The organism is Nocardioides sp. NPDC006303 (genome assembly GCF_040613175.1).
Taxonomy (GTDB): Bacteria; Actinomycetota; Actinomycetes; order Propionibacteriales; family Nocardioidaceae; genus Nocardioides.
The window spans coordinates 181,686-195,254 of record NZ_JBEXRR010000002.1 but is presented as its reverse complement, the minus strand read 5'-3'; the positions used below and the strand labels follow the sequence as shown (position 1 = coordinate 195,254).

General features: G+C 69.6%; 13 protein-coding genes. 3 read left to right on the top strand and 10 right to left on the bottom strand.

Annotation, left to right across the window (positions count from 1 at the left end; genetic code table 11):
- Nucleotides 1-2: 2 nt before the first annotated feature.
- The 8 genes from ABZY89_RS02525 to ABZY89_RS02490 form a co-directional block, all read right to left on the bottom strand.
- The gene (locus ABZY89_RS02525) at nt 3-620 is read right to left on the bottom strand and encodes a hypothetical protein (protein WP_355224361.1); all 618 of its coding nucleotides are present in this window, start codon (nt 618-620) and stop codon (nt 3-5) included.
- Between the two features lie 17 nt (nt 621-637).
- The gene (gene serA / locus ABZY89_RS02520) at nt 638-1,834 is read right to left on the bottom strand and encodes a phosphoglycerate dehydrogenase (protein ID WP_355224359.1); all 1,197 of its coding nucleotides are present in this window, start codon (nt 1,832-1,834) and stop codon (nt 638-640) included.
- Between the two features lie 74 nt (nt 1,835-1,908).
- Nucleotides 1,909-2,772 carry a L,D-transpeptidase family protein gene (locus ABZY89_RS02515; RefSeq protein WP_355224357.1) on the bottom strand — a complete coding sequence of 288 codons (864 nt, stop codon included), beginning with the start codon at nt 2,770-2,772 and terminating at the stop codon, nt 1,909-1,911.
- Between the two features lie 132 nt (nt 2,773-2,904).
- On the bottom strand, nt 2,905-3,561 hold the full coding sequence (locus ABZY89_RS02510; protein ID WP_355224356.1) for an exonuclease domain-containing protein: 657 nt from the start codon (nt 3,559-3,561) through the stop codon (nt 2,905-2,907).
- A gap of 57 nt (nt 3,562-3,618) precedes the next feature.
- Nucleotides 3,619-4,038: a hypothetical protein gene (locus ABZY89_RS02505; RefSeq protein ID WP_355224354.1), complete on the bottom strand. Its 420-nt coding sequence runs from the start codon at nt 4,036-4,038 to the stop codon at nt 3,619-3,621.
- A 38-nt stretch (nt 4,039-4,076) separates the two neighbouring features.
- Nucleotides 4,077-4,382: a DUF2087 domain-containing protein gene (locus tag ABZY89_RS02500; protein WP_355224353.1), complete on the bottom strand. Its 306-nt coding sequence runs from the start codon at nt 4,380-4,382 to the stop codon at nt 4,077-4,079.
- Between the two features lie 35 nt (nt 4,383-4,417).
- Nucleotides 4,418-5,320, bottom strand: a complete 903-nt coding sequence (locus ABZY89_RS02495; RefSeq protein WP_355224351.1) for an aminoglycoside phosphotransferase family protein — start codon at nt 5,318-5,320, stop codon at nt 4,418-4,420.
- 54 nt (nt 5,321-5,374) lie between these two features.
- On the bottom strand, nt 5,375-5,671 hold the full coding sequence (locus ABZY89_RS02490) for a DUF1905 domain-containing protein (RefSeq protein WP_355224349.1): 297 nt from the start codon (nt 5,669-5,671) through the stop codon (nt 5,375-5,377).
- 72 nt (nt 5,672-5,743) lie between these two features.
- On the opposite strand from ABZY89_RS02490, the gene ABZY89_RS02485 reads away from it, so the two are divergent.
- From ABZY89_RS02485 to ABZY89_RS02475, 3 genes are read left to right on the top strand one after another with little or no spacing between them, the layout of a single operon-like run.
- On the top strand, nt 5,744-6,208 hold the full coding sequence (locus ABZY89_RS02485; protein WP_355224347.1) for a pyridoxamine 5'-phosphate oxidase family protein: 465 nt from the start codon (nt 5,744-5,746) through the stop codon (nt 6,206-6,208).
- Nucleotides 6,198-6,851, top strand: a complete 654-nt coding sequence (locus ABZY89_RS02480) for a hypothetical protein (RefSeq protein ID WP_355224346.1) — start codon at nt 6,198-6,200, stop codon at nt 6,849-6,851. The genes ABZY89_RS02485 and ABZY89_RS02480 overlap by 11 nt, the downstream gene beginning before the upstream one ends.
- A 42-nt stretch (nt 6,852-6,893) precedes the next feature.
- Nucleotides 6,894-7,151 (top strand): hypothetical protein, encoded by a 258-nt coding sequence (locus ABZY89_RS02475; protein ID WP_355224344.1) that lies wholly within the window; start codon nt 6,894-6,896, stop codon nt 7,149-7,151.
- Between the two features lie 3 nt (nt 7,152-7,154).
- Here the strand turns inward: ABZY89_RS02475 and ABZY89_RS02470 are convergent, their stop codons facing one another.
- Both ABZY89_RS02470 and ABZY89_RS02465 read right to left on the bottom strand, forming a co-directional pair.
- Entirely contained in the window at nt 7,155-11,804 is a 4,650-nt protein-coding gene (locus tag ABZY89_RS02470; RefSeq protein WP_355224343.1) for a family 78 glycoside hydrolase catalytic domain, read from the bottom strand.
- 108 nt (nt 11,805-11,912) lie between these two features.
- Nucleotides 11,913-13,562, bottom strand: a complete 1,650-nt coding sequence (locus tag ABZY89_RS02465) for a DNA repair helicase XPB (RefSeq protein ID WP_355224341.1) — start codon at nt 13,560-13,562, stop codon at nt 11,913-11,915.
- Nucleotides 13,563-13,569: the final 7 nt, after the last annotated feature.

The following is a 13,569-nucleotide window of genomic DNA, read 5'->3' as shown; positions in this document are numbered from 1 at the left end:
CGTTATCGGTCGGGTGACAGGTATGTGTTCAGGGTCTCCATCTCGGCCGAGATGTTGGCCCGCGCGGCTGCCTCCCAGCTGATCCTCGCGAAGGGCGTCGAGAAGAGCGACTCCTTCTCCAGCAGCCGCTCGAGGACCTGGGCACGACCGACGCGGAACTCCTCGTCGGAGAGATGCTGGTACTCCTCGCGGACGGTCGCGGCGTACTCCGCATAGCGCTCCGCCGGCGCCGCCAGGATCGCCAGGTCGGCATCGGAGAGCACCCGGCCGCTGCGGTCGTCGGGGGCGGGATCATGGGTCTCGGTCAGCCGCACCAGCCGGGCGACCTCGGCCACGGCGCCGGCATCCAGGTAGGTGCCCAGCGCGTCCTCGGCCCAGGTGGCCGAGCGCTCCTCGGCATCCCGCTCCCCGTCGTAGACGGAGTCGTGGAAGAACGCCGCGAGGGTGACCGTCAGCGGGTCGAAGTGCTCTCCCTCCGCCCGCAGCTCTTCGATCCGGTCCAGCACCTCGGTGAGGTGTCGGCGGTCGTGATAGCGGCGGGTCGGGTCGTCGTACGCTGCCAGGACGTCATCGAGAAGGTCGGTCGCCTCTGGCAGCGGCCAATGTTGCGGGAGCTCCATGAGCCAGAACGCTAGCGTCAGGCGTGGTAGGCGCGCACCCACCTGGTGTGCGGGTTGGCTGTGATCTTCTCCAGCGTCGTCGCAGGTACGTCGGTCACGTCGGTGACCACGAAGCCGGTCTCACCGGCGGTGGCGAGGTATTGACCGGTCACGTTGACACCCTCGGCGGCGAGCAGCGCGTTGAGCTCGGCGAGCACGCCCGGGACGCTGTCGTGCAGCAGCGCGAGGCGCGCACCGGCGGCCAGCGGCGGCGGCTGGACGGCCGGCAGGTTGACGCTCAGCGCGGTCGAGCCGGAGCGGATGAAGTCGCGCAGCTTGCCGGAGACGAACCAGCCGATCTCCTCCTGGGCCTCCTGAGTCGAGCCGCCGACGTGCGGGGTCAGGATGACGTTGTCGAGACCCTGCAGCGGGCTCTCGAAGGCGTCGCCCTGGGCCTTGGGCTCGATCGGGAAGACGTCGAGCGCGGCGCCGGCGATGTGGCCGGACTCGATGTGCTTGCGCAGCGCGTCGTTGTCGACCAGGAAGCCTCGCGCGGCGTTGATGAACAGCGAGCGCGGCTTCATCTTCGCGAACTGCTCCTCGCCGAACATGCCCAGGTTGCCCGGGCGTCCGTCGATGTGGATGGAGACCACGTCGGCCTCCTCCAGCAGCGCGTCGAGGGACTTCATCCGGCGCGCGTTGCCGTGGGCCAGCCGGTCGGCGATGTCGTAGAAGATGACGTACATGCCCAGCGCCTCGGCGATGTTGGAGAGCTGGGTGCCGATGTTGCCGTAGCCCACGATGCCCAACGTGCGGCCGCGGATCTCGTGGGAGCCCTTCGCGGACTTGTCCCAGACGCCGGCGTGCATCTTCTCGGTCTTCTCCGGCAGCCGTCGCGCCAGGGAGATGATGTAGCCGATGACCAGCTCGACGACCGAGCGGGTGTTGGAGTAGGGGGCGTTGAAGACGGCCACGCCGCGCTCGGCGGCCCCGGCCAGGTCGACCTGGTTGGTGCCGATGCAGAAGCAGCCGATCGCCTTGAGGTCGGTGGCCGCGTCCAGCACGCGCGGGGTGATGTGGGTGTTGGACCGGATGCCGAGCAGCGTCACGCCCGGAAGGTCGGCCACCAGCTCGTCCTCGGAGAGAGACTTGCTGCGCAGCTCGACCTCGAAGCCGGCCTTCTCGAGGTTCTCGACAGCGACAGGATGGATGTTCTCCAGGAGCAGCGCCTTCATGGCTCAAGCCTAAGACTCCGGACGTACGCCTCCTCAATCCTGCCCGAGGGCCGGACGGCCGTGCACGGCGGTTCTCAGGACCAGTAGATGACCACGCCGTCGCCGATGTTCACCTGGTCGTAGAGCGACGTGATGGCGCCGTAGTCGCGCACGTTCACGCAGCCGTGGGAGGCGCCGTTGTAGCCGTTGGCGGCGAAGTCGGGGGAGTAGTGGACCGCCTGGCCGCCGGAGAAGAACATCGCGAACGGCATCGGGGTCTTGTAGATGGAGGACACGTGGTCGCGGCTCTTGGCGAAGACCGAGAACTGGCCCTCGCGGGTGGGCAGCTCCTGTGAGCCGAACCGCACCTCGACGCTCATCTGTACGGTCCCGCCGACGACCCAGCGCAGCACCGAGGTGGACTTGTCGATGCACATCACCCGGCCGGTCAGGCAGCGCGGGTCGAGCTTGCCGGAGGGCACCGGCGGCGGTGCGTTGGTCAGCTCGGCCTCGGTCGGCTCGCGGGTCATCGCGTGCAGCCGGTCGAGCGTGGTCTGGTCCACGAAGCCGGTGACCGCGATGGCGCGCTTGCCCTGGAAACCGGAGACGGCCTCGGTGGTGACGTTGCCGTAGAACCCGGTCACGCCCGCGTTGAACCAGCCGATCTGCTTCAAGCGCGCCTGCAGGTCACGTACGTCGTCACCGCTGTCACCCTTGCCGAAGAGCCGCGGGCCCGAGGTCGGGGACGGCTTCGGCTCGGGCTTCGGCTTCGCGCTGGGTGACGGTGTCGGCGTGGCGCTCGGCGATGCCGAGGGGCTGGCGGAGGAGGAACCCGCGGCCGGTGAGGCAGTCGCCTCGGGCGCAGGGGCGGCGGCGGGCTCCACGGCGCAGGCCGCGAACGTCGTTGCCAACAGGGCGGCGAGCGCCCCGGCGATCAATCCCCGGATGACCATCTTCATCGCCTCACTTCGGACCAGGGCCCTCAAGGTGCTGTTACTTCAAGTAACGCGGGGCCGACGACATGGTGATGTCCGAACCGGGTTCTTCGGTTGCATTTCTGCGGGAAATGTCCCGGATGTTGGGACGATCTCTCAGTGAAGCGGTCGCCGGATGCGGCTGAACCAGCGGCGTACGGTCCGTTTCAGCCGCTGTCGCGAGGTGTTGCACTCGACCAGAGGCAGCGTGAGACCGACCCGGTCGGCGTCGGCCAGCTCGCGCAGCAGGATCTCCGCGGCCACCCGGGTGTCGTCACCCGCGTCGTGGGCCTTCAGCTGTTCGACCGCGTAGTAGGCCGCGATGGTCGCCAGCGACTTGTCCGGCACCTCCAGCGCGAGCGCCTTCGCGAACCGCATCGTGCACAACCACTCCAAAACCTCGAGGCGTACGCCGGCACGGTCCGACTCCACGGCCACGAACGTCCAGTCGAACGCGGCGTTGTGGGCCACGAAGACCCGGCCGGCGAGGCGCTGGGCGATCGTGGCGGCGACGTCCCGGAAGAACGGGGCACCGGCGAGATCGGCGCTGGTCAGGCCATGGACCTCGACCGGTCCGGGGTCGACGCCGGCGCCGGGGTTGACCAGCGTCTCCCACTCCGACTCGGCGGTGCCGTCGGCGGCGATCTGGCGGATCGCCACCTGGATCACGCGGTCGCGGTAGGGGTCGAGCCCGGTCGTCTCGACGTCGAGGACCGCGTAGCCCCGGGCATTTCGCCGGGCGTCGCTTCGGCCGCGTGATTCGGTGGTGGTCACAAGGCTGACGGTATCGGTGAGCACCGACAGTCCGGTTCGGTGTCCCCGCGGGCCGAGCTAGCCCGACACCACGCCCAGAGCCACGATGCCGACGATGAAGAGCAGCAGCACGACCATCATGAGGACGAAGCCGAGGACTCCGGGCTTGCCCTGCTTCTCGTGCCCGATCGCACCCTTGCTGAACCCGGTCAGCGGCGCAGCATAGAAGACCGGAACGGTCTGGCCCTCGGCGACGTCGAAGCTCAGCGACGCCTTGCCGAACTTCCAGGTCCACTGGGCGTACATGTCGACGTTCCAGTGCCCCGGCGGCACCGGGAAGACGTTCCGGCCGTACTGCGTCGGCATCTGGTGGCCGTTGAGCTTCACCGTCGGCACGATCATGTTCGAGGTCATGTGGCTGCCCTGGATCGTCAGGTCGATCCACCCCACGGGCGGCTGTCCGGGCACTGGCTGGCCCGTCTGGTCCGGCATCGTCATGGGCCGAATCATGCCCGATCGGGCGGCGCCGTCGCCGCTCAGATGTCGACACTCCCGCCGTCGCGCCAGTAGTAGCCGCCCTCGCGCATCATGAATCCCTCTTCGAAGAGGTAGCGGCGCAGCGCGGCGACGTCCTCGTGGAACCGCCCCAGGACCTCGTTGACCTCCCGCTCGGGGTAGACCTTCCCCGGCTCGAAGGCCTGCGCGAGCTGGTTGAGCACCACCAGCTTCTTGACGTGCTTCGAGGGGATCGTCAGCAGCCGCCCGTCCTTGCCGAAGAACCGTCTCAGGGTCTCGGCGTCGTCGGGTCGGGGCTGCCAGGTCGCGCGAGTCACGTCCTCCATCGTGCTCCGGTTCGCACGCCTGACGCCACCGGGTTTCAGCCGTCCAGAACAGCCCGAGCCATCACGAGGCGGTCGGCGCAGCGTACGGGCATGGTCTGCCAGTAGTAGGGGAAGGTCATGAGGGCGATGAAGAGGGCCCAGCCGCGGCTGCGAAGCCAGGTGGCGTCGTCGATGTCCAAGATCCTGCGGAACTCGTCGCGGCCGGCGGCGTCGAGGAGCTCCCAGGCGCAGATCAGGTCGACGGTGGGGTCGCCGACGGAGAGGGCACCGAAGTCGAGTACGGCGGTGAGGCGGCCGTCGCGGGCGAGGAGGTTCTCGGCGAGCAGGTCGCCGTGGAGCCAGTGCGGTCCGGCCTCCGCAGGGGGAAGCGCCATCACCTCGTCCCAGACGGACTCGACCGCGTCCAGGTCCAGCTCGAGATCGGCGAGCTCGCGACACTCGCGCAGCCTCGACCGGACGTCGGCGTCGAAGCCGGCGATCGGATCGCCGCGATACCAGCGCAGCTCGGGGTCATCGAGCGCCTCCTGGGGCACCTCGGTCCGGCGGAGGCCGGTCACGACCGAGGCCAGGTCCGCGGCGGTGACGTCACCCGCGCCGGGACCAGGCTTCTCGCCGTCGAGCCAGCGCACCACGCTCCAGCGCTCGGGGTAGCCGAAGCCCGGCTCGCCGACCGTCACCACCTCGGGCGTCGCGACCGCGAGGTTGGTCGCGAAGCCGGGCAGCCAGCGGGCCTCCTGCGTGATCGTCGCGGATCCGCGGGGCTGGCGGGGGAGGCGTACGAGATGCTCCTCGCCCAGGCGGAAGAGCCGGTTGGTCGACCCGGTCGAGTCCAGCGGGCGGAGGGGAAGCTCTGCGTACGCGGCGAGGTCCCGCCTCAGCAGGGACCGCACCAGGTCCTCGTCGATCATCAGCTCGTCGTCGTGCATCCGGGCGCTCATCGTGGCCGAGCCAACCATGCCGGCGGCCGGCTGCGCGCGGGAATTTCGCGCGGGTCAGACGAGCGTGATCGAGACGAGCGCGCGGTCGCCGACCTGGAGGTCCTCGCGGCGGCGTACGTCCTTCTTGATCGGCAGCGCATAGCCCTCCTGGCCTGGGAAGACCGACGTCCTCCAGGTAGTCGTGCCGATCCGCGCCTCGACCCTCACCGACCCGAAGCCGCGCGGCGGACCGGTCGCGATCGACGCCTCGCGGATGTCCTCGGTGACCTCGGGTGGAGCGGTCACGAAGATCCAGGCGTCGGTATCGCCCTTCCACGGCCACAGCTCGGCCTCGAAATCCCAGGTCTCCACGCGTTCATCCTCCCAGGTCGGCGTCTGGAAAATTAGGGTTCGACCTGCATGGTCGGCGGTTAGGGTGCGGCCATGGCTGCCGACCCTCGCTCCCTCGCCCAGAGACTCTCCGACACCCGCGCCCGTCTGGAGAACGACATCGACCTGTGGATCGCCTCCGCGCACGACGACCAGCCGTGGCTGGTGCCGATCTCGTTCGTGTGGTGGGAGGACGCGATCTGGATCGCGAGCATGGGCGGTGCGCGCACCCAGCGCAACCTGTCCGCCTCCCCGGTCGTGCGCCTGGCGCTCGGCGAGCTGCGCGACGTCGTGATCATCGACGGTCGCGCGGAGGTCGAGCCGATGGAGCGTACGCCGAAGCGGGTGCTGGAGATCTACGCCGAGAAGCAGGGCGACGACCCGAGCAGCTGGGCGGACAGCCTGATCCGTATCCGGCCGACCAAGATCCAGGCGTGGCGCGAGTCGAACGAGCTCGAGGGACGCCACCTGATGCGGAACGGCCGCTGGCTGGACGAAGGCGGGTCCGATGGAAGCTGAGATCCCGCTGACCGAAGACACTTTCCGGGCGCTCGCCCGATCTTCGCCGTGGCGCTTCTCCGCGCTGCACTTCACTTGGCGGACGCGGGACGAAGGCGACGTCGAGTGCTGGTTGCGCAGACCCGGGTGGCTCCGCGTGCGCGATGCCGACGGGGATCGCGTCGAGCGGGGTGACGCTCCGGTGTTCGATCCGGAGCCGGTCCTGCGCGCCGACGGTCTCGTGGAGAGCCGGTCGCGGGCCTACACCCACGACATCGACGATCCGATGTGGAACAACTACCTGTTCGTGTCGATGCTCGATCCCGAGGAGCTCTCCGCCGACGTCGTGCTGAGCGACCTGCGTTCGGAGGAGCGAGCGGGTCGGGAGACCTGGTGGGCGAGGGCGGTGCCCGGGGATGAGTACGAGCCGCGGTGCGGTTGTTGTCCGCTGCTGTGGTCCTGGGTCTCCGACCGCGACGAGTACGGCGACGGCGACCCGGGGTGGCAGCCGTCCGCGGGGACGGTGTACCCCGAGGCGTACGACGTCGCGCTGGACGTGGCGACCGGGGTCGTCGTGCAGCTGACCCCGGTCGGAGGTTCACGTCCCGATCTCGGCTTCGAGACCACGATCCATGAGGCAGAACTGTCGGTGGTCTCTGTTTAGGTGGTGGTGAGGACGACATCCGATCCAGACGGAGGAGATGTCATGACCATCAGCACGACCATCGATGAGGAGATCGAGCGGCTCGAGGAGGAGCTCGGCGAGCGGCCTGCCTGTGAGTGCAGCTGTGGCAGCCCGGACAGCGACGCGGAGCCTTGTGGCGAGGTGGCGGCGTACGCGGTGACCGTGCTCTGTCCCGACGACCGGTGCACCCACACCTATCTGTTGTGCCGGGAGTGCAGGGACCAATGGGTGCAGAACTGTCCACCCCCTCACCAGCTCCGCGTCGTTGCGCTCGGGTGAGGCTCATGCCACCGGCACCACCCACACGTCGGCGACCGACGGGTCGTAGTCGGCGCCGGTGTCCCGGAACCGGATCCGCACCGAGCCGTCCGCGGTCTGCGCCGAGGGCTCCACCAGGAACTGGTGGGTCATCGTGCCCTGCCCGCCGCTGGTGCGGGTCAGGTCGACGCTGTGCGCGACCTGGCCATCGAGCTCGACGTCGTAGGTCTTGCGTCGAGCGCCGTCGAACGTCTCGACGATCCGGACCACGAACGATCCATTCGTCGGCACCGCGGCGTCGAACTCGAACCAGCCGCCCGGGTAGGAGGAGTGCGTGTAGCGGCGGGTCAGCCCGGCCTCCTGATTGGTCCCCGACCGCTCGGAGGCGGTCAGTCCGTGCGCCGTCTCCGAGGTGGCCTCACCGAGGTCGATGTGATCGGTCGACGCCGACGGTGGCGTCGCGAGTCCGACGGTCACGGTGGCCGCCGCCTGCTCCGCCGGCGTCGCTCCGGTCGCCACCGCCAGGGAGACCGCGCCGGCCACGACCGTCTGCGGCACGACCACCTCGACGTCCACCTCGGCGTCCTGACCGGCCGGGATCTCGTAGCCCACCGGCTCCGCCGACCAGCCGGCGGGACCGGTCAGTGACAGCTCGCCGCGCTGGGTGACGTCGCTGCGGTTGTGCAGCGTGGCGGTGATGGTCGCGGTCTGTCCGCCGTCGACCGACGCCGGGGCGCTCGACGTCGCGCTGATCTGCACGCCGGGCCCGACCATCAGGGTGCCTCCAACCGGGAGCCTGGCGGTGCCACCCGAGCGGCTGTAGGACAGCGCACCGCTGAGCTCCGCGGGACCCACGGCGGCATCCTCTGGCACCGTGACCTCATAGGCGTGCTCGACCTGTCCGCCGGCGGGCACGGTGCCGGCGGGCGCATCCACCGGCTCGGCGGTCCATCCGTCCGGCACCTCGAGCGACGAGGTCACCTCCTGCAGCGACTGCTTGCCCGAGTTGTCGACCCGCACCGACACCTCGACGACATCGCCGGGAAGGACCTCCTCGTAGGGCACCTGCAGGACGGCGACGGCTCCGACCAGCCGGGCCGAAGCGCGCGAGAGACTCTTCTCGATCGCCGTCAGCCGATCGCGCAGACCTGCCGCGGTCGCTTCGGTGAGCGTGCCGTTCTCGGCGTACATCTGGACGGCACGGTCGAGGTTCGCGGCCGCCGCGAGGGCACGGTGGACCGCCTCGGCGACCCGCTCCTCCTCGGCGTCGCCAGCGGCGAGGTCCCATGCCCCGTCGATCTGTCCGCGCAGCAGCGCGGTCCGCTTCGCGAGGTCGCGCTTGGCGGCACGGCCCGCCGGGCCCTCGAGGCTCAGGGAGGTGACCTGCGCAGCTGTCGCGGCAGCCTCCGTCCGAGCGGCGCCGAGGTCCCCGAGGGCGGGGGCGACCGCGAAGCTGTAGTCGCCGGATCCGACCTCGAGAACGACCACGTCCTCGTCCTCACGCACGAACTCGACGTGCTCCGAGTCCTCGATCGGCGAGCCGCCCTCGGTCACCGCCCACCGGTTGGCAGCGGGGATCCGCACCTCGGCGGTCGTGTTGGCCGGGACGGTCACGTCGAGGGTCATCGGCCCGTCGCCGGTCGCCCACGCGCTGCGTACGGTGCCGTACGGGGTCTGCAGGCTGTAGTCGACGTCGTCGACACCGTCTCCGGGCTCGGGCGCGATGGTGATCTTGCGGTAGCCGGGCTCGGCGGCCGAGACCCCGGCCATCGTGCGATACATCCACTCGCCGACGGCGCCGTAGGCGTAGTGGTTGAAGGAGTTCATGCCCACGTCGTTGAACGTGCCGTCGGGGTTGATCGAGTTCCAGCGCTCCCAGATCGTGGTGGCGCCCTTGCCGATCTCATAGCCCCACGACGGGTAGTCCTCGTGCTGCAGCAGCCGGTAGGCGATGTCGGTGCGTCCGGCCTTGGTCAGCGCGGGCAGCAGCCCGTCGACGCCGAGGAACCCGGTCGAGAGGTGGTAGTCACGCCGCTCGAGCGTCTGCACGAACTGGTCGTAGACCGCATCGCGCCGGTCCTCGGGCTCGAGGTCGTTGGTCAGGGTGAGGATGTACGCCGTCTGGCTGTCGCCCTTGACGGACCCGTCGGCCGCGATGAACGCCTGCTGGTACGCCGCCCGGATGGCCTCGTAGCGCGCCTGATAGGCAGCGGCGTCGGCGTCCCTGCCGACGGCCTTCGCCATCTGCGCGAACTCTCGGGTGCTCTTCGCGACGAAGGCGGTGTCCAGGACGTCCGCGGGTGTCGGGTCGTCGAGGTTGAGCCAGTCCAGGTAGCCGCCGGCGGACCTGATGTGTCCGGTCGAGTCGGCGTCGAGGAAGTCGACGTAGCGCTTCATCATGTCGTAGTTCTCGGTGATGACGCCGGTGTCGCCGTAGGCCTGCCACAGCGTCCAGGGCACGTGCACGCCCGCGTCCATCCAGCCGGCCGACTCGTAGCCGCCGTCGAAGCGGCCCGGGACGACCGGGGCCACGCCGGGCAGTGATCCGTTGGGCCGCTGGGTGTCGCGCAGGTCCTGCAGCCACTTGGTCAGGAACGACTCGGAGTCCATGTTGTAGACCGCCGTCCGGGCGAACACGTTGATGTCGCCGGTCCAACCCATCCGCTCGTCGCGAGCCGGGGTGTCGGTCGGGATGGAGAGGAAGTTGCCGCGCATGCCCCACACGATGTTGCTCTGCAGTTGGTCGACCAGGTCCGAGCTGGTGTCCAGCGTGCTGGCCAGGTCGCCGTCGGTGCCGACCACGACGCCCACGATGTCGGAGGCGTCGGGCGCCTCGTCCAGCCCGGAGATCTCGACGTAGCGGAAGCCGTGGAAGGTGAAGGACGGCTCGTACGTCTCCGGCTCGTCCGACCCGAAGGTGTAGGTGTCGGTGGCCTTCGCGCTGCGGAGGTTGGCGGTGTAGAGGGTGCCGTCCGGATTGAGCACCTCGCCGTGGCGGATCGTGACCGTCTGGCCCTTCTCGCCCTGCAGGGTGAGGCGGACGTGGCCGACCATGTTCTGGCCGAGGTCGTAGAGGTAGACACCGTCGGTGGGCGAGTCGATCCGCTTCGCGGTCTCGAGCTCCTCGGTGACGCGTACGTCGACGGCCGTCTGGGGCTCGAGCACGTCGGTCGGCTCGTCCCTGACGCCGACGGCGGCCCAGTCCTGGTCGTCATATCCGGCCTGGTCCCAGCCTTCGACCTCTGCCGCGCGGCGGGCGTCGTACCACTCGCCGTCGAGGAGATCGGCCTCGCGGGTCGGTCCGCCGGTGGTGCGCCAGGTGTCGTCGGTGCGTACGACCTCGCTGGTGCCGTCGGAGTAGTCGACGACGAGCTCGGCGATCACGGAGTTGGCGGTGCCGTAGACGTCGGTGCCGAACATCGCGACCTTGCCGGAGTACCAGCCGGGCGCGACCTCGGCCCCGAACACGTTCGATCCCGAGCGCACCAGTTCGGTCACGTCGTAGGTCTGATAGTCGATGCGCTTGTCGTACGCCGTCCAGCCGGGCGCCAGCTCGGCGTCGCCGACCCGCTTGCCGTTGAGGCGAAGCTCGTAGACGCCGCGCGCCGAGGCGTAGACGCGGGCGCGGGTGATGCTCTTCTCGCCCAGGTCGACCTCCTTGCGCAGCAGCGGCACCGCGTCGTCGCCGCGTAGCCATGCCTCGCCGCCGGCGTTGTCGACCCGGAGCCCGTCGGCGGTGACGGTGCCGGCGGTGAAGGTGCGGTCGCCGGTCGGGAAGTCGGTATCCACGAGGGCGGTGCCGCCGGCGCTGGTGACCGTCACGTCGTGGACCAGCCCGTGCTCGGCTCCGTTGGTGCGGAAGCCCATGACCCCGGGCCCGGCGAAGGTGGCATCGGTGCGCTGGTCGAGCTGCTGGCCGTCGATCGAGGTCGTGATCGTGTCGCCCGCGACGGTGATCGCGTAGTCGTGCTCCGCGGCGAAGTCGAAGCCGCTCGGGACCGGCTTCGCAGGCAGCACGGAGTAGCCGCCGTTGCGCTTCACGTGCGGACGAAGCGCGTCGTCGGACTCGCTGAACTGCCACATGTAGGCGTTCTCGGTGTTCTCGCCACGGAAGTAGACGCCGAGGGCTCCACCGATGTCGGAGGCGGTGAACTCGACCGTGTAGTCGGTCCACTCCGCGCCCAGTTCGGGAGTCTCCGCGCCGATCCAGTCCGCGGTCCACGCCTCCTTGCCGAGACCGGTGGCGAACGTCGCCGGCTCGCTCCACGCAGAGACGACGCCGTCGTCGTCCCAGACCCGCACCGACCACACGTAGTCAGTACGAGGCTTCAGCGCGGGGCCGGCGTACCGGACGTCGACGGACTGCCCGGACTTCACCTTCCGGCTGTCCCAGACGTCGGGCGAGGTGAGTCGTCGCTCCGAGGACGCGACCCGGATCTGGTACGCCTTCTGGGTCACGCCGCGGCGGTCGGAGTCGAGCTGCCACCCCAGCGTGGGGGCGGTCGTCGCGATGCCGAGCGGATCGACCAGCGCATTCGTACGCAGCTCGCTGACGACGGGGACGGAGCCCACGCTTTCGGTCGATGGGACGGCGCTGGCGGCGAGTGGGGGCAGAGCGGGGGAGAGGACGACGGCGAGGGTGGCCGTGACCAGCCCGGCGATGTGTCGGCGCACGCAGACTCCTGGGGTCGAGGAATTGAAACGCTTCACCGAGTATGGCGTGCGTCACATTCCGCGTGCATCGACTTGGCCGCATCCGGCCACAGCCGACGATTCAACCGGTCAGGAGGTGAGGTCGTCGAGGGAGTCGGCGTCGACGATCCGGTACGCATAGCCCTGCTCGGCCAGGAAGCGCTGGCGGTTCTGGGCGAAGTCGGCGTCGACGGTGTCGCGGGAGACGATCGTGTAGAAGTGCGCGGTCTTGTTGCCGTCGCCGGGGCGCAGCAGCCGGCCGAGCCGTTGGGCCTCCTCCTGGCGGGAGCCGTAGGCCCCGGAGACCTGGATCGCGACCTCGGCCGAGGGCAGGTCGATGGAGAAGTTGGCGACCTTGGAGACGACCAGCAGGCCGATCTCGCCGGAGCGGAAGGCGTTGAAGAGCCGCTGTCGCTCCTTGACCGACGTCTTGCCCTCGATCACCGGGGCGTCGAGCGAGGCGGCGATCTCGTCGAGCTGCTCGAGATACTGCCCGATCACGAGCGTCGGCTTGCCTGCGTGGGAGGCGACGATCTCCTTGACCACGTCGATCTTGTGGTGGGTGCACGAGGCGATCCGGTAGCGCTCGTCGGGCTCGGCGGTGGCGTAGACGAGCCGCTCGTCGGCAGGCAGCGTCACCCGCACCTCGACACAGTCGGCCGGCGCGATCCAGCCCTGCGCCTCGATGTCCTTCCACGGAGCGTCGTAGCGCTTGGGGCCGATCAGGGAGAACACGTCACCCTCGCGACCGTCCTCGCGCACCAGCGTCGCGGTCAGGCCGAGTCGGCGCCGCGCCTGCAGGTCGGCGGTCATCCGGAAGATCGGCGCGGGGAGAAGGTGCACCTCGTCGTAGACGACCAGCCCCCAGTCGCGGGCGTCGAGCAGCTCCAGGTGGGGATAGGCGCCCTTCCGGCGCATGGTCAGCACCTGGTAGGTGGCGATCGTGACCGGCCGGATCTCCTTGACCGACCCCGAGTACTCGCCGATCTCGTCCGGGGTCAGCGAGGTGCGGCGTACGAGCTCGTCCTTCCACTGCCGCGCGGAGACGGTGTTGGTGACGAGGATCAGCGTGGTCGCCTGGGCGTGCGCCATGGCGGCGGCGCCGACCAGCGTCTTGCCGGCGCCGCACGGGAGGACGACGACCCCGGAGCCACCGTGCCAGAACGACTCGGCCGCCTCCGACTGGTAAGGGCGCAGCGTCCAGTCGGTGGTGTCCAGCGCGATCGAGTGCGCCTCGCCGTCGACGTAACCCGCGTAGTCCTCGGCCGGCCAGCCGAGCTTGAGCAGCGCCTGCTTGAGGTTGCCGCGCTCGGAGGGGTGGACGACGACGGTGTCGTCGTCGAGCCGTTCGCCCAGCATCCCGGCGACCTTCTTCGCCCGGATGACCTCCTCCAGCACCGCCCGGTCGGAGGAGACCAGCACCAGCCCGTTGACCGGGTTCTTCTCCAGACGGAGCCGGCCGTAGCGGGCCATCGTCTCGGCGACATCGACCAGCAGCGAGTGCGGTACGGGATAGCGGGAGAACTCGAGCAGCGTGTCCACCACCTGCTCGGCGTCGTGCCCGGCCGCGCGCGCGTTCCACAGCCCCAACGGAGTCAGCCGGTAGGTGTGGATGTGCTCCGGCGACCGCTCCAGCTCGGCGAACGGCGCGATCGCCTTGCGGCACTCACCTGCCCGGGCATGGTCGACCTCGAGCAGCAGCGTCTTGTCCGACTGGACGATCAGGGGGCCGTCGTTCACCGGACCA

What these genes read in the sequence shown, in the direction of transcription:
- ABZY89_RS02525 (WP_355224361.1), bottom strand. Translation starts at nt 620, where the DNA reads ATGGAGCTCCCGCAACATTGGCCGCTGCCAGAGGCGACCGACCTTCTC.
- serA (WP_355224359.1), bottom strand. Translation starts at nt 1,834, where the DNA reads ATGAAGGCGCTGCTCCTGGAGAACATCCATCCTGTCGCTGTCGAGAAC.
- ABZY89_RS02515 (WP_355224357.1), bottom strand. Translation starts at nt 2,772, where the DNA reads ATGAAGATGGTCATCCGGGGATTGATCGCCGGGGCGCTCGCCGCCCTG.
- ABZY89_RS02505 (WP_355224354.1), bottom strand. Translation starts at nt 4,038, where the DNA reads ATGACGATGCCGGACCAGACGGGCCAGCCAGTGCCCGGACAGCCGCCC.
- ABZY89_RS02500 (WP_355224353.1), bottom strand. Translation starts at nt 4,382, where the DNA reads ATGGAGGACGTGACTCGCGCGACCTGGCAGCCCCGACCCGACGACGCC.
- ABZY89_RS02495 (WP_355224351.1), bottom strand. Translation starts at nt 5,320, where the DNA reads ATGAGCGCCCGGATGCACGACGACGAGCTGATGATCGACGAGGACCTG.
- ABZY89_RS02485 (WP_355224347.1), top strand. Translation starts at nt 5,744, where the DNA reads ATGGCTGCCGACCCTCGCTCCCTCGCCCAGAGACTCTCCGACACCCGC.
- ABZY89_RS02480 (WP_355224346.1), top strand. Translation starts at nt 6,198, where the DNA reads ATGGAAGCTGAGATCCCGCTGACCGAAGACACTTTCCGGGCGCTCGCC.
- ABZY89_RS02475 (WP_355224344.1), top strand. Translation starts at nt 6,894, where the DNA reads ATGACCATCAGCACGACCATCGATGAGGAGATCGAGCGGCTCGAGGAG.